Origin of the sequence: Streptomyces sp. CB01881 (assembly GCF_002953255.1) — a bacterium.
Classification (GTDB): domain Bacteria; phylum Actinomycetota; class Actinomycetes; order Streptomycetales; family Streptomycetaceae; genus Kitasatospora.
Genome location: NZ_CP026498.1, coordinates 6,575,538 through 6,596,116, shown reverse-complemented (window position 1 = coordinate 6,596,116; position 20,579 = coordinate 6,575,538). Strand labels below are relative to the sequence as shown.

22 protein-coding genes and 1 pseudogene are annotated in these 20,579 nt (G+C 72.5%); 12 read left to right on the top strand and 11 right to left on the bottom strand.

Annotated features, from left to right (window positions below; genetic code table 11):
• Positions 1-8: 8 nt before the first annotated feature.
• The 6 genes from C2142_RS18620 to C2142_RS18595 form a co-directional block, all read right to left on the bottom strand.
• A complete protein-coding gene (locus tag C2142_RS18620) occupies positions 9-257 on the bottom strand; it encodes an acyl carrier protein (RefSeq protein ID WP_148643698.1) in 249 nt (82 codons plus the stop codon).
• Complete coding sequence (locus C2142_RS18615) at positions 238-1,788, bottom strand: class I adenylate-forming enzyme family protein (protein ID WP_148643697.1); 1,551 nt, start codon at positions 1,786-1,788, stop codon at positions 238-240. Before C2142_RS18615 ends, C2142_RS18620 begins: the two co-directional genes overlap by 20 nt.
• Entirely contained in the window at positions 1,775-2,722 is a 948-nt protein-coding gene (locus tag C2142_RS18610; protein ID WP_148643696.1) for an ACP S-malonyltransferase, read from the bottom strand. Before C2142_RS18610 ends, C2142_RS18615 begins: the two co-directional genes overlap by 14 nt.
• Positions 2,723-2,873: 151 nt before the next feature.
• Positions 2,874-3,668 carry an ABC transporter permease gene (locus C2142_RS18605; RefSeq protein WP_148643695.1) on the bottom strand — a complete coding sequence of 265 codons (795 nt, stop codon included), beginning with the start codon at positions 3,666-3,668 and terminating at the stop codon, positions 2,874-2,876.
• Complete coding sequence (locus tag C2142_RS18600; protein WP_148643694.1) at positions 3,668-4,636, bottom strand: ABC transporter ATP-binding protein; 969 nt, start codon at positions 4,634-4,636, stop codon at positions 3,668-3,670. Before C2142_RS18600 ends, C2142_RS18605 begins: the two co-directional genes overlap by 1 nt.
• Before the next feature lie 283 nt (positions 4,637-4,919).
• Positions 4,920-5,807 carry an LLM class flavin-dependent oxidoreductase gene (locus C2142_RS18595; protein WP_148643693.1) on the bottom strand — a complete coding sequence of 296 codons (888 nt, stop codon included), beginning with the start codon at positions 5,805-5,807 and terminating at the stop codon, positions 4,920-4,922.
• 118 nt (positions 5,808-5,925) lie between these two features.
• Here C2142_RS18595 and C2142_RS18590 point away from each other — a divergent pair, with 118 nt between their 5' ends.
• The gene (locus C2142_RS18590; RefSeq protein WP_241002652.1) at positions 5,926-6,204 is read left to right on the top strand and encodes a calcium-binding protein; all 279 of its coding nucleotides are present in this window, start codon (positions 5,926-5,928) and stop codon (positions 6,202-6,204) included.
• A 47-nt stretch (positions 6,205-6,251) separates the two neighbouring features.
• The gene (locus C2142_RS18585; protein ID WP_148643691.1) at positions 6,252-7,505 is read left to right on the top strand and encodes a hypothetical protein; all 1,254 of its coding nucleotides are present in this window, start codon (positions 6,252-6,254) and stop codon (positions 7,503-7,505) included.
• Between the two features lie 441 nt (positions 7,506-7,946).
• On the opposite strand, the pseudogene C2142_RS18580 reads toward C2142_RS18585, so the two are convergent.
• Positions 7,947-8,147: pseudogene (locus C2142_RS18580) on the bottom strand (LLM class flavin-dependent oxidoreductase); the annotation flags it as partial.
• A 185-nt stretch (positions 8,148-8,332) separates the two neighbouring features.
• Entirely contained in the window at positions 8,333-8,935 is a 603-nt protein-coding gene (locus tag C2142_RS18575) for a TetR/AcrR family transcriptional regulator (protein WP_148643689.1), read from the bottom strand.
• A gap of 118 nt (positions 8,936-9,053) precedes the next feature.
• Here C2142_RS18575 and C2142_RS18570 point away from each other — a divergent pair, with 118 nt between their 5' ends.
• Positions 9,054-9,902 (top strand): class I SAM-dependent methyltransferase, encoded by an 849-nt coding sequence (locus C2142_RS18570; RefSeq protein WP_148643688.1) that lies wholly within the window; start codon positions 9,054-9,056, stop codon positions 9,900-9,902.
• 268 nt (positions 9,903-10,170) lie between these two features.
• Here the strand turns inward: C2142_RS18570 and C2142_RS18565 are convergent, their stop codons facing one another.
• Positions 10,171-11,094 carry a serine/threonine-protein kinase gene (locus C2142_RS18565; protein ID WP_148643687.1) on the bottom strand — a complete coding sequence of 308 codons (924 nt, stop codon included), beginning with the start codon at positions 11,092-11,094 and terminating at the stop codon, positions 10,171-10,173.
• 87 nt (positions 11,095-11,181) lie between these two features.
• On the opposite strand from C2142_RS18565, the gene C2142_RS18560 reads away from it, so the two are divergent.
• The 5 genes from C2142_RS18560 to C2142_RS18540 all read left to right on the top strand — a co-directional run bounded on the left by C2142_RS18560 (position 11,182) and on the right by C2142_RS18540 (position 14,385).
• Positions 11,182-11,727 (top strand): RNA polymerase sigma factor, encoded by a 546-nt coding sequence (locus C2142_RS18560; RefSeq protein ID WP_241002651.1) that lies wholly within the window; start codon positions 11,182-11,184, stop codon positions 11,725-11,727.
• Positions 11,724-12,584: a hypothetical protein gene (locus tag C2142_RS18555; protein ID WP_148643685.1), complete on the top strand. Its 861-nt coding sequence runs from the start codon at positions 11,724-11,726 to the stop codon at positions 12,582-12,584. Before C2142_RS18560 ends, C2142_RS18555 begins: the two co-directional genes overlap by 4 nt.
• A 94-nt stretch (positions 12,585-12,678) precedes the next feature.
• A complete protein-coding gene (locus tag C2142_RS18550) occupies positions 12,679-13,344 on the top strand; it encodes a hypothetical protein (RefSeq protein ID WP_148643684.1) in 666 nt (221 codons plus the stop codon).
• A 370-nt stretch (positions 13,345-13,714) separates the two neighbouring features.
• Positions 13,715-13,996: a hypothetical protein gene (locus tag C2142_RS18545; RefSeq protein ID WP_241002650.1), complete on the top strand. Its 282-nt coding sequence runs from the start codon at positions 13,715-13,717 to the stop codon at positions 13,994-13,996.
• Positions 13,993-14,385 carry a PIN domain-containing protein gene (locus C2142_RS18540; RefSeq protein WP_148643683.1) on the top strand — a complete coding sequence of 131 codons (393 nt, stop codon included), beginning with the start codon at positions 13,993-13,995 and terminating at the stop codon, positions 14,383-14,385. The genes C2142_RS18545 and C2142_RS18540 overlap by 4 nt, the downstream gene beginning before the upstream one ends.
• Positions 14,386-14,489: 104 nt before the next feature.
• On the opposite strand, the gene C2142_RS18535 is transcribed toward C2142_RS18540, so the two are convergent.
• A complete protein-coding gene (locus C2142_RS18535; protein ID WP_148644869.1) occupies positions 14,490-17,828 on the bottom strand; it encodes a BTAD domain-containing putative transcriptional regulator in 3,339 nt (1,112 codons plus the stop codon).
• An 81-nt stretch (positions 17,829-17,909) separates the two neighbouring features.
• Between C2142_RS18535 and C2142_RS18530 the strand changes: the two genes are divergently transcribed.
• The 4 genes from C2142_RS18530 (at position 17,910) to C2142_RS18515 (ending at position 19,900) form a co-directional block, all read left to right on the top strand.
• Positions 17,910-18,575: a hemerythrin domain-containing protein gene (locus C2142_RS18530; protein WP_206670988.1), complete on the top strand. Its 666-nt coding sequence runs from the start codon at positions 17,910-17,912 to the stop codon at positions 18,573-18,575.
• Positions 18,576-18,639: 64 nt separating this feature from the next.
• A complete protein-coding gene (locus C2142_RS18525) occupies positions 18,640-19,032 on the top strand; it encodes a DUF4267 domain-containing protein (protein ID WP_148643682.1) in 393 nt (130 codons plus the stop codon).
• 221 nt (positions 19,033-19,253) lie between these two features.
• Positions 19,254-19,502: a hypothetical protein gene (locus tag C2142_RS18520; protein WP_148643681.1), complete on the top strand. Its 249-nt coding sequence runs from the start codon at positions 19,254-19,256 to the stop codon at positions 19,500-19,502.
• Positions 19,499-19,900 carry a DNA-binding protein gene (locus C2142_RS18515; protein WP_148643680.1) on the top strand — a complete coding sequence of 134 codons (402 nt, stop codon included), beginning with the start codon at positions 19,499-19,501 and terminating at the stop codon, positions 19,898-19,900. The genes C2142_RS18520 and C2142_RS18515 overlap by 4 nt, the downstream gene beginning before the upstream one ends.
• Before the next feature lie 39 nt (positions 19,901-19,939).
• Here the strand turns inward: C2142_RS18515 and C2142_RS18510 are convergent, their stop codons facing one another.
• Positions 19,940-20,443, bottom strand: coding sequence for a hypothetical protein (locus C2142_RS18510; protein WP_148643679.1), 504 nt, complete (start codon positions 20,441-20,443; stop codon positions 19,940-19,942).
• Positions 20,444-20,579: the final 136 nt, after the last annotated feature.

Genomic DNA, 20,579 nt, shown 5'->3' with positions numbered 1-20,579 from the left:
CCCGGTTCCTAGATCCCGGCCGGGGCCGGGGCGGCGGCCCGCGTCTGCACGTACTGCAGGAGGCCGGCGGGGGAGGCGAGTGCGGGGTCCGCGAGGGCGTCGGGGTCGACCTCGATCCCGAACTCCTCCTCGACGGCCATCACCAGGGCGATGGTGTGGAGCGAGTCCACGCCCAGGTCCACGAGCGGGGTCTGCGGGTCGGTGACCTTGACCGAGCAGATCCGCTCGACGAGCTGGTCAAACTGCGACTGGTTCATGGATGGTCCTCGTCTGTGCGAAGGGAGGCTGTGTGACTGTCGTGGCCGCGGGGGCCGTTGCTCCGTGCTCGTCGGCCGGCTCGCCGACCAGGCGCTTGGCGGCCGCGCGGTCCGGCTTGCCGTTCGCGGTCAGCGGCACCGCGGTGATCGGGACGATGAGGTCGGGCATCCGGGCGTGGTCGAGCCGGCCCTTGAGCAGCGCGCGGATCTCGTCCGGCGACAGGGTGCTCTGCACGGCGAGGGCCAGCGGCGCTCCCTCGGCGTCGGGCCGCAGCGCGACGGCGGCGGTCACCCCGGGGATGCGCTCGGCGGCGTCCTCGATCTCGGTGAGGGCCACCCGGATGCCGCGCCGCTTGATCACGTCGTCGTCGCGGCCGACGAAGTAGAGCCGGCCGTCCTCGTCGAGGTAGCCGCGGTCGCCGGTGTGCAGCTCCAGGGAGCCGTCGGCGCGGGGGACGAAGCGGTTCTGCTCGTCCATCGGGATGCGCCAGTAGCCGGCCATCACCGTCGGGCCCCAGACGACGATCTCACCGACCGTCCGCGGGCCGGCCGTCCGTCCGTCGGCGTCCACGATCCGCACGTGGTCGCCGGGGATCGGCCGCCCGACCGAGTCGGGGTGGGTCGTGTACTCGGCCGGGTCCAGGATCGAGATGCGCTTGCACTCGGTCATGCCGTACATCGAGGCGAACGACGATCCGGGGAAGACGTCCAGCAGTTCGGCCATCACCGCCCGGCCCGGGCGGGCGCCGGTGTTGGTGAACAGGCGCACCCTGGTCGGACGGCGGAGCTTGCCCTGGAGCAGGGTCAGCATCTGCGCCAGCGAGGGGACCAGCGGGACGACCGTCACGCCCTCCCGCTCGATGGTCCGCAGCAGGGCGACGTCGTGGCTGCGCTTGGCCAGCACGAGGGTGCCGCCGGTCAGCGCGCAGAGCAGGGCCTGGTAGAGCCCGTAGTCGAAGGAGAGCGGCAGCCGGCACAGGACGACGTCGTCGGCGGTGTAGCCCAGGCAGGCGTTGACCGCCTCGACCGCCGTGATCATCTGGCGGTGCGGGCAGACCACGCCCTTCGGCCGGCCGGTGGTGCCCGAGGTGTAGATCAGCATCGCGACGGCGTCGTCCGGGAGCTCGGCGCGGAAGTCGTCCTCCGGGCCGCGCAGGATCTCCTCCCAGGCGCGGTCCACCTCCACGGTGCGGCCGGCGAGGCGGCCCGCGGCGGGCGGGCAGAGCGCCAGGGCGGCGGAGCAGTCGTCGACGATGTGGCCGATCTGGCCGTCCGTCAGCTCGGGGTGCACCGGCACGAAGACCGCGCCGATCCGGAGGGTGGCGTAGAAGAGGGCGAGGAAGGCACGGTCGTTGCCGCCGGCGTAGACGACCCGCTCGCCGGTGGTGACGCCCTGGCCCCGCAGCCAGCCGGCCGCGCGGTCCACGGCGCTGCCGAGCCCGCGGTAGTCGAGGGTGCCCTCGGTGTCGGTCACCGCGGGGTGGTCGCCGCGCTCGGCGAGTGGGTGGTCGAGGAGATCAGGCACCAGCATGAGCGGGCTCCTCCTTTCCGGCGGCGGCGGCGAGCCGCTCGTAGGCCCGGGTGAGGTCCCGGGGCGCGTTGACGGACAGGACCTCGAAGTCCGGGTGCTGACGCTTGAGGATGTTGGCGAGCGTGCGGGCCGGCGGCAGCGAGACCGTCAGCTCGGGCGCCAGCTCGGCGAGGGTCCGCAGGCACAGGTCCCAGCGGACCGGCCGCACCACCTGGTCGACGAGCCGCCGGCGGACGTCCTCGGGCGAGGTGACCACGGTGCCGTCGGCGTTCGAGAGCAGGAGCTGGGACGGCCGGGCGAAGTGCACCGCCCCGGCCGCGGCCGCGAAGGCCTGCCGCGCCGACTCCATGTACGGGGTGTGGAAGGCCCCCGCGACCGGCAGCGGCTTGACCGTCGCCGAGGACGGCGGTGCGGCGGCCAGCTGCTCCAGACGCTCGGTCGGCCCCGCGGCCACGATCTGGCCGGGGCCGTTGAACGTGGCGGCGGTGAGGCCGAGTTCGTCGAGCCGGGCGAGTACGTCCGGCTGCTCCCCGCCGACCACCGCGGCCATCGAGGTGGGTGCTTCGGCGCAGGCCGCCGCCATGGCCCGGCCGCGGACGGCGGCCAGCCGGACGGCGTCGGCGGCGGTCAGCACCCCGGCGAACACGGCCGCGGTGAGTTCGCCGACCGAGTGGCCGGCCGCCACCGCACTGCCCTCGGGCGTCGCCCGGTCCAGCGCCGCGTGCGCCAGCAGGCCCTGGGCGACCAGCAAGGGCTGGGTGTTCTCGGTCCGGGCGATCTCGGCGGCCGAGGCCTTGGTGCCCAGGTGGACCAGGTCGCAGTCGGCGGCCTCGGACCAGGCCCGTACGCGTTCCGCGTGGACCGGGTCCCGCAGCCAGCCGGCCAGCATCCCAGGGGTCTGGGAGCCCTGGCCCGGCGCAATGAATGCGAACATTTGTTCTATCCCCCTTTCGTGTTTGGTGCCCTTCGCACGGCGCTCTGCGTCCGGTGCGGTGTCGGTGGTGGTGCGGGTGGTGGTGCGCCGCCGAAGCGGGTGGTGGTGGCGCGCTGTCGGAGCGGGTGGTGCGGTGACCGTGGGGCGGCGGCTACTGCCGGCCGGTGCTCCTGCTGAAGCGGCGGATCGCCATGAACGAGAAGCCGGCGAACCAGGCGACGAGGTTGAAGACGGCACCCGCCACGCTGGAGTGCTCCCCGCTGAACGAGTACCCGTCGGTGAGCGGGTAGCGGGCCAGGGTCGCCACCCCGTACATCGGGGTGAACCGCGAGACCTCCAGCATGGTCCCGCTGAGCGGGATGAACAGGTTGCCGAGGAAGGCGAGCGCGGTCATGGTCAGGCCGGGCATGTGCATCACCACGTCGGGCTTCAGGGCCAGCCCCATCCCGATGCCCAGTGCGGCGAACACCGCCGCACCGAACCAGGCGACCAGCAGCGACGTCACCCAGACGCCGGCGTCGGCGTGCGCGCCGGTGGCGACCCCCAGCACCCCGACGATGGCCACCGGCACGCCCGCCATCAGGACCGAGCAGGCCACCTTGACCAGCAGGTACCCGGGCGGCGTGAGCGGGCTCAGCGCGATCGTGCGCATCCAGCCCACCGACTTCTCCACCGAGATGGTGGCCGCCGAGCTGACGGCCGCCGTCGCGGCGCCGTACACGGCCAGGCCGATCATCATCCAGGCGGCGAAGTTGCCGTGCGGCAGCGTCGCGTTGTTCGGGCTCGTCCGGAAGAGGGCGAGGTAGAGGACGGCCGGCAGCAGCACCGTGAAGATCGTGGTCTGGCGGTTGAACCGCCGCCGCAGCTCGTAGCGGACGAAGGTCGGGTTCACGCCGGCGAACGGCGAGGAGCTCGGGCGGGTGCCCGGCGCCGAGAGGGCGGCCATCAGATCCCCTTCTGGACGGAGCGGCCGTTGTTGGTGATGGCCATGAAGGCCTCTTCGAGACTGCGCGGGGCGACCTCGATCTCGGTCGCCGACGTCTCGTTGACCAGCACCCGCAACAGGGCGTCCGAGTCGGTGCAGTTGAAGAAGGACCGGTCACCGCGCGTGGTGGCGGACCGGACACCGGCGGACCTCGCCACCAGCTCCGCCTCGTACGGGCTGATCAGGGCGGAAACCGTGCGTCCGCTGATCGCGGCCCGGATCGACGAGGCCGAACCGTCGGCCACCACCGACCCCTTGTTGATCATCACCACCCGGTCGGCGAACTGGTCCGCCTCCTCCATGTAGTGCGTGGCGAACATGACGGTCATCCCGCGCGCCGCGTCCTCGCGGACGGCGGCCCAGAAGTCCCGGCGGGCCGCGACGTCCATCCCGGCCGTCGGCTCGTCCAGCACCAGGAACTCGGGGTTCGACAGCAGGGCGACCGCGAACCGCAGCCGCTGCTGCTCACCGCCCGAACACGCCGACGCCCGGCGGTTGCGCAGCTCTCCGATGCCGGCCCGGGCCATGCAGCGCTCCGGGTCGGCACCCGGGTGGAGCGAGGCCAGCATGTGCACCGTGGCCCCGATGGTGAGGTCGGGCAGCAGTCCGCCCGACTGCAGGACGGCCGCCACCTTCCCGGCCCGCACCGCCTGCTGCGGCGCCTGCCCGAAGAGCTGCACCTGCCCCGAGTCCGGGCGGGTCAGCCCCAGCAGCATGTCGATGGTGGTCGTCTTGCCGGCGCCGTTCGGCCCGAGGAACGCCACCACCTCGCCGCGCCGGATCCGCAGATCCAGCCCGTTCACGGCGGTGAACTCCTCGCCCTTGGCGCTGGTGAAGCGCTTGACGACCGTGCTGAGCACGGCGGCATCGACGGCGGCATCAGGGGACGTCGCCCCCCTCGACGCCGGGCGGGTCTGGTATTCGATCATCTTGAGTGTCCTCACGATTCGGCGGAGGTCGCCTTGGTGAGCACCACTCTCCCGGCCCCTGCTATCCGCCCGAACCGGCGCCGCTACCACCCGCCTATCCACGCCCTATCCATCGCACCCACCCCATCGGGTCCACCCCGTCGGACCCCTGTCGGACCCCTGTCGGCGGGCCGGGGCGCGGTCCGGGGCGCCGCGCGGAGGCGTCCTCCCGGACCGGAAACGCGGACGGAGCGCCCACCCCGGGGGGGGTGAGCGCTCCGTCCGGTCGGTCGGCCCGGGCCGGTCAGCCCAGCTGGGCCAGGCCCTCGGTGGCGATCTCCTCGAAGACGGCGAGGTCGTTCTCGAAGATCGAGTCGGGGACCGGCCAGTGGATCACCAACTCGGTGATGCCCAGCTCCCGGTAGCGGCCGGCCCAGTCCACGAACGCGCCCACCGACTGCAGCGGCTTCTCCGCCGTCGAGCCCTGGAGCAGCACCTTCTCCAGCGTCGCCACGTCCCGCCCGGTCGCCTCGCAGGCCACCGTCAGCTTCTCGATCTGCTTCGCGATCACCTCGGGCGCCTGCTCCACCGGCACGTCCGCCGGCCCGCGCGGGTCGCCGTACGTCACCCAGCCCTGGCCGTACTCGGCCGCGAGCCTCAGCCCGCGCGGGCCGGTCGCCGCCACGTAGAACGGCACCCGCGGCGTCTGCACGCAGCCGGGGATGTTCCGCGCCTCGACCGCCGAGTAGTACGTGCCCTCGCGGGTCGTGGCGTCGGTGCGCAGCAGCTCGTCCAGCAGCGGCAGGAACTCCCCGAACCGGTCCGCCCGCTCCTTCGGCGACCACGCCTCCTGGCCCGTCGCCGTCGCGTCGAACCCCGTCCCGCCGGCCCCGATCCCCAGCGTCACCCGCCCGCCGGACACGTCGTCCAGCGTGATCAGCTCCTTCGCCAGGGTCACGGGGTGGCGGAAGTTCGGCGAGGTCACGAGGGTGCCGAGGCGGATCCGCTCGGTGGCCGTCGCGGCCGCCGTCAGGGTCGGGACGGAGCCGAACCACGGCTCGTCCCGGAAGGACCGCCAGGACAGGTGGTCGTAGGTGTACGCGGCGTGGAACCCGAGGTCCTCGGCCCGCCGCCAGATCTTCTGGCCCTCGTTCCACCGGTGGATGGGGAGGATCACTGTGCTCAGACGCATACCGGTGACCCTACGCGTTCGCTCCGGCGGGTGAGGTTCGGGCAACCCGCGGTGACGTCACCTGCGTGGCCGCTAACGTGGCGCCATGGATGTTCTGGGTGAAGCCGAGCTTGAGGCCATGGTCGATGAGGCTACCGTCGACGCCTACACCGAGGACGAGCAGCTGACCGGCCTGTTCACCATGATCGAGGAGAACCTCGCGGTGCCGTTCAACGCGACGGTTCTCGGGGTCGAGATGACCGTGCGCAGAGTCGACCTCGGCCAGGACGGCCGGATCGTCGCACTGTGCTCTCGCGGGCCCGATCGACAGAGCATCGGGATCCTGGACCTGCCGATGCCGACCCCTGCCCCGGGCGGCGCCGAGTGGATCGAGGCCTACCGGTACTGGGCCGGCTGAGCGGCTCGCACATCTCTTCGGAACCGGCTTGCAGGGGAAGGCACAACGTGGCGATCGCCGTACGGGACGCAAATCACGGCATCGATGAGCGCTCGCTCAGCGATCTCATCGAGCGCAGCGCCGAGTTGAAGGGGGATCTGGTCAGCTTCGGGCAGAGCGCGCGCTTCGACCGGTGGCTGACTCCGCTCCTGCTTGAGGCCGCGGGCCCGGAGCGGCTGCTGGACGAGGGTGAAGCGGTCCAGATCATCGACCACTTCATCCTGCGGTACCGCCTGCCGGACGGTGCGACCGTGGTGGACCGATTCGTCGCGTCACGGCGGGACTTGAGTGAGGTCGATCGGGAAATGCTGCTCGGCTGGCGTGACCCGGTCGAGGGCATCTTCGAGATCCGGCGCAAGGACGGGGATGCGGTCATCCTGCTGAACCTGGTCGATGACTTGGAGTACCGCGTGTACTCGAACGTCGGGTCGAGGGCCTTCCGTGGAGTCTCCAAGGGAGGCTTCCTCCTCACCTGCCTGGTGCCCGTCCACTCGGCCGACGGTGTGTGGCTGATCTCCGGGATAATGTCGTCCTACCCGAAGTCCAGCGCCACCGAGATCGCCCGGGCCGCGCTCCAACTGGCCACCAGCCAACCCGAACTGGTCTTCCGCAACCCCGAGAAGATCGAGCAGGGATGGGAGCGGATGCGGGAGGACCGGGCCGCGTTCGTCGAGTTCTCCGGCGCCGACGAACTGGTCCTTCCCCCAGCCGAAGCCGAGAAGCACCTCAACGCCTACTACCGGCACCGGCAGGAGATCGCCATCGCCGAGCACCCTGACCGTGCGCGAGGCAGGCAGCTTCCGGGCCTCGACTTCCCGGCCTTCGAACTGCCGCAGGACCTCGCGGACTCGGACACCGTCGGTGTCATCTACGACGAGGTCGACGGACTCAACTTCTACGCGGACTACGGGCTCCTGCAGGACCTCTTCGCCGACCCGGCCCTCGCGGGCCGCAGGCAGTACCAGGACCGCCTGCGCACGTACCTGCGCGAAGAGTCGATCGCGCCGCTCCCGATCCGCCGACTGGTCGCCGCCTACCCGGAAGCCGCCGATGCGGTGTTCCGGAAGCTGCTGAGGAAACCCGAATTCACCTGGATCGAGCACGGCGAGGAACTGCTGCGGCGACGCAAGCCCTGGTACTACGCCCAGGAGCCCCGCCCCGGAGTTTCCGTGATCGGCGAGCGCCTCAGCGAGCTCGCCGCCGGCGGCCGACGGCGGAAGCTCACGAGAGCGGGGCGCGTCTCGGCGACCTCATCCGCGTGAAATGCTGGCGAGCCTGATGCCGGTACGGGACGATGAAGTAGCGTCGGATCGTCGTCCGGAGCCAAGGAGGTGCCGCATGTCGTACGAGCCCAAACTGGCTGCCGCCGACTATGTCGACAGTTACGAGGACGCGGAAATCCGGCAGGCAGCGTCTTGAAGCTGCTGCTCGACGAGAATGTGCCGCTTCCCATGGCACGGATCGTGCGGCTGCTCCTGAAGCACCACGTCGTCGAGCATGTAGCAGGCGGACGGCCAGCGTCTGATCTCGCTGAATGCGGTCGACCCGTCCCAGCAAAGCCGCTGCGGATCGTGGATCCTGCCAGCGCCCCGCCCAAGTTCTGGCCCGCCGACTCGCAGGGATAGTGGCATCAGGGGCTGAACCGGCGAAACATCGCAGGTCAGGCTGCGATGGGTGAAAAGGATTGACCGAGGTCACGAGGGGCCGAGGCGGATCCGCTCGGTGGCCGTCGCGGCCGCCGTCAGGGTCGGGACGGAGCCGAACCACGGCTCGTCCCGGAAGGACTGCCAGGACAGGTGGTCGTAGGTGTACGCGGCGTGGAAGCCGAGGTCCTCGGCCCGCCGTCAGATCTTCTGTCCTTCGGCCCATCGGTGGATGGGGAGGATCACCGTGCTCAGACGCATGCCACCGACCCTGGCCGGACGCGCCGGCTGTGCGCCGATGCGCGCCACTCGGGCAGCGGTTGGCGCAGGCCGCCCGCCCGCCGTGGCGGAGTGCAGGGTGGCCCTGACGCGCGCGGCACCTGCGGTCGTCACCTCCTCTCTCCCGGCGACCTGCTCCGTGCAGTCCGGGGCCGGGCGGACCGGGATCACGGAGGAGGAGCCACCGCACCGGCGGCGACGGCGGTGACCAGCCGTGCGACAAGCCGGCCTCCCTCCTCGCCGACTGCGGCGCCGGTCATCACCAGGTGGTGGACGGTGCCCGCGATCGCCAGCCCGAGCATGGCGCAGTCGGCCGTTCCGGAGACCCGGCCGAGCTTTTGCTCCGCTTCCAGGTAGCCGGTGAGCAGTTCCTCCGCCGAGGCCGGTCCGGCCGCTCCGCCGGCCCACTCCTGCCTGACGTGGATGGTCGCCCGTGATCGGGACATGGCTGCCGCGGCGAGTGCCGGGCCGTTTGATCCGAGGAGCGTCCGGGCCGCCTGGACCAGGTTGTCGAGCACGTCGCCCGTGCCCGCTCGGGCGGGCAGGGGGGCCAGCCCGTCCACCACCCGCTGGAACCGGTTCAGCACGAGCTGTGCGACGAAGTCGTCCAGGTCGGTGAAGTGGTTGTACAGCAGGCCCTTGGCGCAGCCTGCCTCCTCGGTGATGGCCCGGTTCGTCAGCGCGGCCGGGCCGTCGCGCTCCAGCACGCGTTCGGCGGCCTCGAAGAGCCGCTCCCGGACGTTCGGTACGGCCACACCTCGGGGTGACAACGGTTGCCTCCTGAAAGGCACTTGCCAGTATGGGCAAGTGCCCATACTTTTATGGGCGGGCGCCCATACTAGACCGCGGCACGCCACGCCAACGACGCACGCACCGGGAGTCGAGCTGATGGAAGCGATCGTCAACACCGAGCAGTCCCAGGCCTGGAACGGCGACGAGGGCCGTCACTGGAGCGAGCACACCGACCGCTGGAACGCGGTGAACCAGGGCTTCAACGATCCACTGCTGACCGCGGCGGCCATCCGGCCGGAGGCCAGGGTGCTCGACATCGGCTGCGGCGCCGGGCAGAGCAGCAGGCTCGCCGCCCGTGCGGCCCGGCGCGGCTCCGTGCTGGGCCTCGACCTCTCCGGGCCCATGCTGGCCCGGGCGCGGGCCCTGGCCGCAGAGGAGAACCTCGCGAACCTGGAATTCCAGCAAGGGGACGCGCAGGTGCATCCCCTGCCGTCCGGCACCTTCGACGTGGCCCTCAGCCGTTTCGGCGTCATGTTCTTCGCGGACCCGATCGCGGCGTTCGCCAACATCGCGGGCGCCCTGCGCCCCGGCGGCCGCCTCGCCTTCGTGTGCATGGCCGAGCCGGCCCGCTCCGACTGGGTCCAACTGTTCACCGTACTGGCCGATCTCGCTCCGGCGCCTGCACCTGCGCCCGCTCGCGACGCCGAGCCCGGCATGTTCTCCTTCGCCGACCCCGACCGGGTCCGGACGGTCCTCGCCTCCGCCGGATTCGACGCCGTCAATGTCGAGGCCGTCGACGCGGACGGGTTCTGGGGTCGCGATGCCTCGGACGCGGCCGCGTTCGCCCTGAGCACGGGCCCCGCGCAGCACCTCTTCGACCAGCTCGACGAGGACGCGGCCGAGCAGGCGCGCGCAACCCTCACCCGGCGGTTCCGGGCCCACGAGCGCGACTCCGGCGTCCACCTGCGCACTGCGGCCTGGCTGGTGACAGCCGTCCGCGGCTGAACCCCGCCCCTCGGCGGAACCGGTTCTCCGCCGGCCCCATGACCACCCGTGCTTTCGGCGGACCTCGCGAGGCCGGTGCCGCCGCAGCTCGGACTACGGTGCGCCGCCGACCGGCCCGACCCCCTGGAACGCATGAGGATCGAGCACGTTCTGTGAAGCGCTTCGGTCCGCCCGTCCGGTGACGAAGAGAACCGGGATCCTTCACGCGTTCGCGGCCGGATTCCTCTCCAGGACACGACCGCCGGTGCGGACCGGCTCCCTGCCGGATTCAACGCTGCAGCCAGCTCAGCAGGGTCGTCGCCGTGAACACCGCGCCCGACGCCAGACAGACCGCGCGCGGGGTCAGCCACCCGGGGCCTTCCCGGACGGGCCCCGGGGGCCGGGACTGCGGGACCGGAGCCAGCAGCGCGTCTGCGAAGGCCCGGGCGGTCGGAGGTCGGTCCGTCGGCTCGACGGACATCGCGGTCCGTAGCAGCAGGGCGACGTTCGGTGGGAGCTCCGCTCCGGCTGGGAGCGCCGGCAGCGTCCAGGCGGTCGGCTGGTCGGTCATCAGGGCTGTGGCGCGTCCGCCCGGGCCGAACGGCTTCTGCCCGGTCAGCAGCTCGTAGGCCACGACGGCCAACGCGTACACGTCGGCTCTCCCGTCGATCCCGCCGGTCTGGAAGGCCTGTTCCGGTGCCATGTACGCGGGCGTGCCCGTGGTCACCGTCAGCCCGGATGCGTCGGCCAGCTGTTTCGCGCTGCCCAGATCCGCCACCAGCACCGCGGCGGGCGCAGGGCCGGTGGCGAGCAGAAGGTTGGACGGCTTGACGTCGCGGTGCACCACGCCCGCCTCGTGCAGGACCTGGACCGCGTAGCCCGCCTCCGCGGCCAGCCGCAGTGCCTCCTGCGGGTCGCACTGCCCGACCTGGTCCGCCAGGGTGCCGCCGCGTACGTGGTCCATGACGAAGTAGGGCCGGTCCTCCTGCACCCCGACGTCGTGCACCCGGACCACCCGCGGGCTGGCGATGCGGCGCAGCAGCCTCGCCTCCGCCAGGAACCGCTCGCGCACATCGGCGTTGGCAGCCCAGTTCTCGGCCAGCACCTTCACCGCGACCTCGGTGTCGAGCTCCGGATCGTAGGCCTTCCAGACCGTCGCGAAGGAGCCGGCGCCGAGCCGCTCCAGGAGAAGATAACGGCCGAGCTTGTGCATGTGGCAGCATTCTGCCGGAGTCGGGGGGAGTGCGGAACTCCCGTTCGGCGGGGTGGGATGCCAGGCGGGACGAAACGGGGGATCCGGGTGTTCGAGGAAGGTGAGCTGGAACGGCTCGTGGCGGCTGCTCAGGCGGGGGACCAGGGGTCGAGGGAATACCTGCTGGCCAAGCTGCGGCCGGTGGTGCTGCGTCGCTGCTCGCGATTCCTGCCCCACCACGCCGATGCGGAGGAGGCCGCACAGGACGCGCTCCTGTCCATCAGCACACACCTGGGCGAGTACGGCGGCCACGGCTCCTTCCTGGGCTGGGTGACGGTGATCGCCTCGAACGCCGCCCGGTCGACCTACCGCTCGATGCGCCGGCGCGCCGAGGACAGCCACGCCGACCTCCCCGAGTCCGTCGACCCGCGAACCACCAGCGTCATCGCCGGGACCCGGCTCGACCTGATGGAGGCGCTGGCCGCGCTGGAGCAGCAGCACCCCACCCTGGTGGAGTCCTTCGTGCTGCGCGACCTGGGCGACCTGACCTACGTCCAGGTGGCCGAGGAGCTGGACGCCCCGTTGGGCACGGTCAAGGACCGTATCCACCAGGCCCGCCGCTTCATGCGCGAGCGCCTGGTCACCGGTCTGTGAACGGCGGTCCCGCGGCGGGCGGCGGCCACGCCGTCGTCCGGCCCCGGTCCGCCGTCGCCGCCCTGGTGGCAGCCGCCGCGCTCGGGCTGGCGACCGGCCGGTTCGTCCTGCCACCGCCCCCCGGCGCTACCGCGCACCCGGCAGCGCGGTCGGGTGCCGTGGTCGGCGGGGCATCCCAGGGCGCGTCCGCTCTCGCGACGCCCGGCGGGCCCGTCCCGACGCCCGCGACCTCGGCCTCGGCCTCCGGCTCCGGCTTCGCCTCGCCGACCGGTGCGACCGGGCCGGTGACGACCGCGAACCTTCTGGAACCCGCGGCGTTCAGCCCGGAGTTCGGCATCGGGCGGATCCACGTCACCGACCGGTACGGCGACGGGGCTTACGCCAACGCGGCCTGCACCGGCGAGAAGACCCTCACTCAGACCCTGGGCGGGCGCGGTGCCCACTTCCGCGGGCTGATGACCAGCCCCCGAACCGACCCGGACGACCCCACGGTGGCCGCCGACCGCGACGGCCAGGTCGCCCGCGAGGTCGCCGCCGAGGCCCCGAGTCCTTCCCGGGCGCAGAACTTCACCGAACGCCTGCTGCTGGAGGAGGTGCCCTGCCAGGAGGAACCGCCAGGGCACTGGGTCTACGGAAGGACCACGACGCTGCAGCTCGCCCCCGACGTCACCGCGAGCTGGATGGGCTACTACCAGGGATCGTTCAACACCACCGGCAGAGCGCCCGAGGGCAAGGAGCCCTGCGGCGGCATCGCCGTGCTGCGCAGCGGCAACCACTACGGGGTGCTGGAGGTCCATGCCTGCCTGGGCACGGCCGCGATGGACCGCGTCGTCAGGACCACTCTGTCACAGCTGTGAAACAGCCGGTCAGGGCTCCAACTTTCCCTCCTCCGGCGGCATCTCCCCGGTTGTACGAGGACGCAGCAGGCGTCCCGACCAGCAGGGGGACCAGATGACCGAGAACCAGACCGTCCAGCAGAAGTCCGTTCGCCGCAACCGGGTCGCCGCCGCGGCCTGCTTCGCCGCCGCGCTGATCATGGCCGGCGTCGTCGGCACCCAGTCGGCCACCGCCGCCGGGGCCGCGCACAACGGTGCCCGCCCGGCTGCGGTCGCGGCGCCCGGACTCGGCTCCGCCCACCTCGTCCAGAGCGAGGACTTCCAGAAGGGCATGACCCCGGTCGGCGCGACCATTGAGCTGACCGGACGCGACGCGCTGTCCGCGTGCTCCGGCGAGGAGACGATGCGCGACCTGACCAAGGGCCAGGCCACCGCGTACGCGTCCGTGAACTGGACCTTCGACAACCACGGCATGCTGCGGGAGTCGGCCGCGAGCGCCCCCACCGGGACCGCGGCCGACGCCTGGGAGAAGCAGCTCGTCGCGCTCGTCCAGGACTGCCAGGACGAGCCCGCCGGCCACTGGCACTACGGCGCGGCCCACACCCTGACCGTCACCGGCGGCACCGCCCGCTGGTACCCGGCCTACAACGGCGACGGCGGCGTCGCCGGCGGGGTCGCGGTCCTGCGCAGCGGCACCAAGGTCGCCATCGTCGAGGTCACCGGCCAGGCCGGCTCCGTCGAAGGCACCGCCACCGCAGCACTGAACCGCCTCTCCTCCTGAACGGCGGCCCGCTCCGCCCGCACCGCCGGGCGGAGCGGGCCCCGAACCACCCGACACGGCACCTACTGCAGCGCGGTCGAGGCCAGGAACATCCCCGGCTGCGTGCAGACCCCGCGGGTCTCCTTCCACGTCGCCGCCACCGGCCCGCGCGGGCTGAAGCCGCCACCGGCCCGCGCGGGCTGAAGCCGGCGGCCGAGTACGGGCAGGGCTGGGTCACCCACGGCGACCCGCGCGGCCCGGCGGACGTGCCGGGGGGATCACCGTGCTCAGTCGCATGAACTCGACCCTACGGGAGCCTCGTCGGCCGCTTTGTGAATGCCGGGGCGAGAACAGCCCGCGGCGATCACACATGATGTCATACACTTTCGCCATGGACTCCTCCCGCCCCGGCAAGACCCGAGTCACCAGCATCTCTCTGCGCGCGGAGACCCTGGAAGCGATCCGCGCACGCGCCGGGAAGCAGGGCGTCTCCTCGTACATCGAGGAAGCCGTGCAGAGGCAGCTCCAGCGCGAGGCCATCGACGAGTACATTGCGGGCGCCGAGGCCGAGCACGGGCCGGTTGACCCGGCAGAGGTGGCGGCCAAGGCCGAGCGCATCCGTGCGCACCACGCCGCTCACCGCGGAGACGGTGCTCCGGCGGACGCCGCGTGAGCGGCACCCTCGTTCTCGACAGCGAGGCGCTCTCCAAGCTCTCCCGCCGGCACCGGGACATGGCCGTATGGCTGGACGTTGCCCGCACACTCGATCTCCTGGTGGTGACGAGTGCGGCCACCCTGGTGGAGGCGCGCGATCCCAAGGTCCCCCAGGCGGCGTTCGATCACGCCGTCTCCCTGACCAAGGTGCGGCCCATCACGGAGGAGATCGCCCGTGCCGCAAGCAAGTTGCTGGTGGCCGAAGGGGTGCACGGGCACAAGTACGCCATCGACGCGATGCTCGCGGCCACCGCTCATCTGGAACACGGCGACGTGACCGTCGTGACCAGTGACGCCGACGACCTGCGCCGGCTGTGCCATCCGCGCGTCGCGGTCGAGGAGATCTGACTCGTCTCCCCCTGCTCGCCTGAGTTCTCGCAGTTCAGCGTGCGATGGGTGAACGATGCTTGACCGAGGTGACCAGCGCCCACAACCGCCTTCCACGACCCCGGTCAGCCGCTGCTGCCATGCCCCAGAGCGGTGCTCCACCGTTCGGCGATGCCGGCGGCGTGCGCGAAGTGCCCGGCTGCCTCGGCGTCGCGGCCGAGCAGACGGGCGAGTTCGCCGAGCGTGTACGCGACCGGGCGGATCGCCAGGGTGAAGCCCGAGGAGGGCGGAGGCGCGTCACGGTGGGGGAGCAGGGTGAGGTACAGCTCGGAGGCCAGCTCCTTCTCACCGAGCGCCACCGTGGCCATCGCACGGAAGGTCGCGAAGACCTTGAGGAGGTAGTCCGTGCGCAGCGGCCCGACCCGGGCGAGGATGGTGCGGGCCTCGTCCTGCTGCCCGGCGGCGCACAGGGCCGCCGCGAGCAGGTCCGCCATCGGCGGGCCGTACTCCTCGGTCAGCTGCCGGGCCTGCGGGACGAACTCGCCGAGCCTTCCCTGGGCGGCCCGGACCGTCGCCGTCGCGATCTGCAGGAAGCCGTCGGCGTGCGGAGAGCCCTGCCTGGCCATCCCGGCGGTGGCTTCGGCGTACAGCTCCTCGGCGTCCTCGGTGCGCCCTTCGATCAGCGCTCGCGTCGCCAGCGCGGTCTGACCGACCACGACGGGCCCCGGCATCCGGTAGGCCCGGGCCAGTTCCACGCACGTGTCGATGTGGCCGTAAGCACCGGCGACATCGCCTTCGGCGGCGGCGGCGGTCGACAGGCTGAACAGACCGAACCAGCGGAAGGCAGGGAGGTCGTGCTCGGTGGCGAGCCGGACGAGCTCCTCGCTCCGCACCGCCGGCTCGCGTCCCTCGTGCTCGATGTCGAGCTCGCGGAGCAGCGCCGCGAGCGCCCTCGCGCGAAGGCCTGGATCCCCCAGGGCCGTTGCGATCTCCACGGCTTCCTCGGCCGCGGCCCGCACCCGCGGGTTCCGCTCGTCGGACAGCTCGGCGCAGTAGGCGAGCAGCAGCCCGCACCGGGCGGCGGGTTCCAGATCCGGCAGGTCCAGCGACCGGCCGAGCAGCGCGACGACGGGCTCGTCGACCGTGTCGTACGGCCGGGTCTGCCACGGCGTGGGTTCGGACCACGCGGTGAGCGCGCGGACCACCAGCTCGCTCCGTCCGGTGCCGACCGCGCACTCGATCGCCCGCTGCCGGGTCGCGCGGGCGGCCATGACCGCCCCGGCCCGCACCTGGGCGCGCAGCAGCCTCCCCAACAGGTCGACGCGTTCTGCCGCCCGGTCCCCCGACGGGCCGACCGGGGTCCGGTCGAAGCAGTCCAGCGCCGCGGCGAGCAGATCGGCCGCCGCGTCGTGGGCGTAGCGGGCGGCCGCCAGGTCGGCCGCGCGCAGGCCGTAGTGAACGCCCTTGGCGGCCGTGGCCGATGCCGCCGCCCGCGCGAAGTGGTGGGCCAGCGCGGACACATCACTCGAACCGAGCCGCTCCAGGCCGGCCGCGATCCGCCCGTGCATGCGCCTGGCCCGCAGGCCGCTCAGATCGGCGAGCAGTGTGTCGCGTACCAGCGCGTGCGTGAACCGGACGCGGCCCGGGGCGGGCTCGGTCAGCAGCCCGGCGACCAGCCCGGCGTCCAGCGCGCCCAGGACTCCGTCCTCGTCGGTGTCCGCAGCGCCGACCAGCAGCTCGACGTCCGCCTCACGCCCGACGACCGCGGCCAGCCGCAGCACCGCCACCCCCGCCTCGGGGAGACGCCCGAGCCTGCGGCGCACCACGTCCCGGACTCCCTCCGGCACCTCGGACAGGGCCACCAACGCACCTTCGCTGCTGAGCAGTCGGGCGCTCTCCCACACGTAGAAGGGGTTTCCGCCGGTGCGTTCGGCGAGCGCGGCGACCGTCCCGGTGTCCACCGGCCCGGTACCCACCGCCTTGATCACCTCGGCGACGGCCGACGCGGGCAGCCCCGGCAGCGGCAGCCGCAGCGGCGACCGCCCCGCGAGCACGGCGAGCTGGTCCGTGAGCGGGCCCTCGATCTCGTTCGGACGGTAGGCGGCCACGACCAGGACCGGTGTCCCCGGGGGCAGGTCGGTCAGGCCGGTCAGCAGGGCGAGCGTCTCGGCGTCGGCCCAGTGCAGGTCGTCCAGCAGCACGGCCAACGGCCGCTCGCGGGACACCGCCGCGAGCCACTGCGACACCGCGCGGTTCAGGCGGAACCGGCCGGCGGCCACGTCCTCCTCGGGGCCCTGGCCGGATGCGCGGTCGGACAGCAGCGGGGCCAGGACCTCGGTGGACTCGGCCGGGGGTGGCGCGGCGGCGGCGATCGTCCGCAGCGCCGCCACCCAGGGCCACGCCGGTGGCGCGCCCTCGTCGTCGGTGGCCTGGCCGACCGCGACCAGCCAGCCGTCACCACGGAGCCGCTCGCCGAGCCGCTCCAGCAGCTCCGACTTTCCGAGGCCCGCCTCGCCGGTGACCAGCGCGACCCCGGGCCCCGCGGTGGCCGCCCGGCCGGCGGCCTCCACCAGCCGGGCGAATTCGGCCTCGCGGCCGACGAACAGGCGCGTGCCGGTGGCGGGTCGGCCAGACGGTGCCGGGATGTTCCGGCCTTCGGGCGGGGTCGGCGGCCGGTGCTGCGGAGCCGCCGTCGCGGTCCGCAGCACCGCGGTGCGACCGCCCAGGATGGCCGCTTCGAGCTCGTTCAGCGCGGGCCCCGGGTCGAGACCCACCTCGGCCGCCAGGACCGCGCGGGCCCGGCGCAGCGTCGCCAGCGCGTCGGCCTGCCGGCCCGCGGCCCACAGCGCCAGCGCGTGCAGCCGCCAGCCTTCCTCCCGCAACGGCTCGTCGAGCGTGAGCAGTTCGGCCTCGGGAACGGTCACGGCGGCCTGTTCCGACCTCAGTCCGGCGACCACGTTCAGCTCGCGCGCGACCAGTCGCAGCTCGTCCAGACGGGCGACCTCGGCACGGGCCCAGGACTCGTCGACGAACTCGGCGTACGCCGCGCCCTGCCACAGCGACAGCGCCTCGCCGAGCAGACGCCGCGCGGTCTCCGGCTGCCGCTGCGCGACCTCGCGCGCCTCCCCCAGCAGCCGCTCGAACCGCCAGGCGTCGACGGCGCCGTCGGGCAGGCGCAGCGCGTACCCGGGTGGTGCGCTGACCAGCAGGGTGGCCGGAGTGCGTGGTGCCCTGCCGGGCTCCAGCAGCCGTCGCAGGTTCGACACGTAAGCCTGCAATGACGTCACCGCCCGTGCGGGCGGGGCCCCTTGCCAGATCTCCTCGACCATTCGGTCGACCGAGACGACCGCGCCGCGCGCCACCGCCAGCCGGGCCAGGACCGCGCGCTGCCGTCGGCCGCCGAGCGGGACGGGACCGCCGTTCCACTCGGCCGTGAAGGAGCCGAGCACGTGTATGGAGACCATCACCAGGCACATCGTAGAGGGCCCGCTCTCCTCCAAGTCGCTTCCAAGCGCCCTCCAGGAGCCCCCGGCGAGGCTTCTCGCATGGACACCACGAACGCACCCGTGCAGACCCGCCCGAACACCCGGGAGATGGTGGTCATCCACCGCGGAATGCGCCGCGAGTCACGACTGCTCATCGAGCTGATCGCCGCCGCGGCTCCCGGGGACACCGCCCGCGCCCGTGTTCTGGCGGACCATTTCCGTGACTACCGGCTCGGATTGAGCAACCACCACCACGGCGAGGACGCGTTCCTGTGGCCTCCGCTGCTGGCCCGGGTCGACCTCGAAGCCGACCTCGTCCTGCGGATGGAGGCCCAGCACGAACGCGTCGCCGCCACCCTCGCGGCGGCCGGAGCAGCCCTTGCCGCTTGGGAGTCGGGGGCCGGAGAGGCGGAACGCGACGCGCTCACCGCCGCCCTCGCCGAGCACCGCGTGGTCCTCGTCGAGCACCTCGACGAGGAGGAGACCTCACTGCTCCCGCTCGCGGCACAGCACTTGTGGCTGCACGAATGGAACGCGATGGGCGAGCACTTCCTGGCCAACACGCCCAAACCCAAGCTGCTGTTCTTCCTCGGCATGGTCCTTGAGGAGGCCGACGCGGCCGAACGCTCGGCGATCCTCGGCGGCCTGCCGCTCCCCGCCCGACTGCTCTGGTACGCCGTCGGCCGCGCGCAGTACGCCCGCGCCACCCGCCGTGTCCGGGGCTGAACGCCCCGACCGCCTCCGCCCGGACCGCCCCTACTCCCCGAACTCCCCGAAAGACAGGAAAGCCATGAAGCGCTTCACCACCGTCCTCTCCGCCCTGAGCGGTCTGTTCCTCCTGTACATCGGTCTCCTCTACCTGCTGGACCCGCAGGCGTCCGCGGCCGGCTTCGGCCTGCCGAGCTGGCCCGAGCACGAGGGCACGGGCTTCCTCACCGTCAAGGGCGGGCGCGACATCTCGATGTGCCTGGGCGTCTTCGCGCTCCTGCTGACCGGCCACCGCAAGGCCCTCGGCTGGGCGCTGCTGGGGTTCACCTTCGCGCCCGTCACGGACATGCTGACGGTCCTGGGCAACCACGGGTCGGCCGCCACCGCGTTCGGCGTCCACGGCCTCGCCGCCGCGGTGGTCGCTCTGAACGCCGCACTCCTCCTGCGCGAACGCTCCACCGCGCCCGCCGCCTGAGCAGGGCCGTGCACGCCACCGCGGACGCGCCCGGGAAGGACCGTGACCAGCTGGGGGCCGCTCACGCCCCGAGCACCGGCCGGCGGCCTTTCCGGGCCGCCGGCAGATCTTCTGTCCCTCGGCCCGCCGGTGGACGAGGATCACCGTACTCAAGCGCATGCGGTCGACCCTGTGCCGGCAAAGGCCGGCGAAGCCGAGGCATACCGCAGTATGCTCGCGTCATGGCGGCTACGACGCGGATCACGGTCACCCTGCCCACCGAGCAGGTGGCGGAGCTGAAGAAACTGACGGACAACGTCTCCGGCTATGTCGCCGAAGCGGTCGCCCGGCAGATCAGGCACCAGTTGCTCGGTGAGGAGCTGCGCCGCTACGAGGAGGAACACGGCGCGTTCACGGACGACGAGCTCGCCGCCGCGCATGCGAAGATCTTCGGCTCGGCCGGGTCCGAGAACGCGGCGACCGCCGCGTGAGCGAGCGTGTCGAGACCGTCGTACTGGACTCCCAGGGAGTATCCGCCTGGATCGCACAGGATCGTGGCGTGCTCGCGATGATCCGGTCCTTCCACTCCATGGCGGCCGATCTGGTGGTCTGCGCCAACACGATCGTGGAGGTCGTGCACGCCCGGGTGAGCGCTCCTCGGCTGCACTGGGTGCTCTCACAGGTCAAGATCGAGGCGGTCACCGAGCAGGCCGCCCGAGCCTCTGCCGAGTTGCTGAAGCAGGCGGGCCTGCACGGCCACAAGTATGCGATCGACGCGACCGTCGCCGAGATGGCACTGCGCCAACCGGGACCGGTGGCGATGCTCACGTCGGATGTCGACGACATGGCCAAGCTCTGCGGCAGGCGGATCCGACTGATCGCGATCTGAGCCCGGGCGGCTCCCGGGCACCCTTGGTGAGGACCGCCGCTATCCCCCGGCACGGCCGCGCGGGCGGCCGGCCACGCGTTTCACCAGCCGGGCCGTGAAGTCGCCGGCATCGACGATCGAACTCCACCGCCGGTAGCAGAACCGCATCACCCTGCTGCGGATCTTCTGCAGCTTGAACCACCGCGGAAGTTCGCGGAACGGGATGAACGTCAGAACGTCCGAGACGGGGTCCTCCGCCTGGCCCTTGGGGCCCATCTCCCGCAGCCGCCGGTAGATCCCCGGCGACAGCCTCCCGAACACCCGCGTCATGTCCCCGGCGGCCGTGCAGCCGCGCTCGCGCGTGGTGAAGTCCGCCGACCGCAGTGCCCGCTCCACCCGCGACGCGACGACGTCGAAGTCCTCGCAGCTGAAGACCAGCCGGATGACGGCCGTCCCGACGTCGGGGTCGCCACGATCGAACGCCGCATCGATCTCGGACGGTGTCCGGAGCTTGTCCAGCCTCCGCGCGGCGCTCTCGGGGGTGTCCTCCGGCAGGTCGGTCACGTCGTCGTCCTCCTTCGCGGTTCCTCGGTCTCCTCGCAGGACCCGGCGGCGCCGCGGTCGAGGAGGTCGCCACGCGTGCCTCCGGCCCTCCGCGGCCGGACCGGCCCGGGGGTGTCCCGGGCCGGTCCGGTGGCGC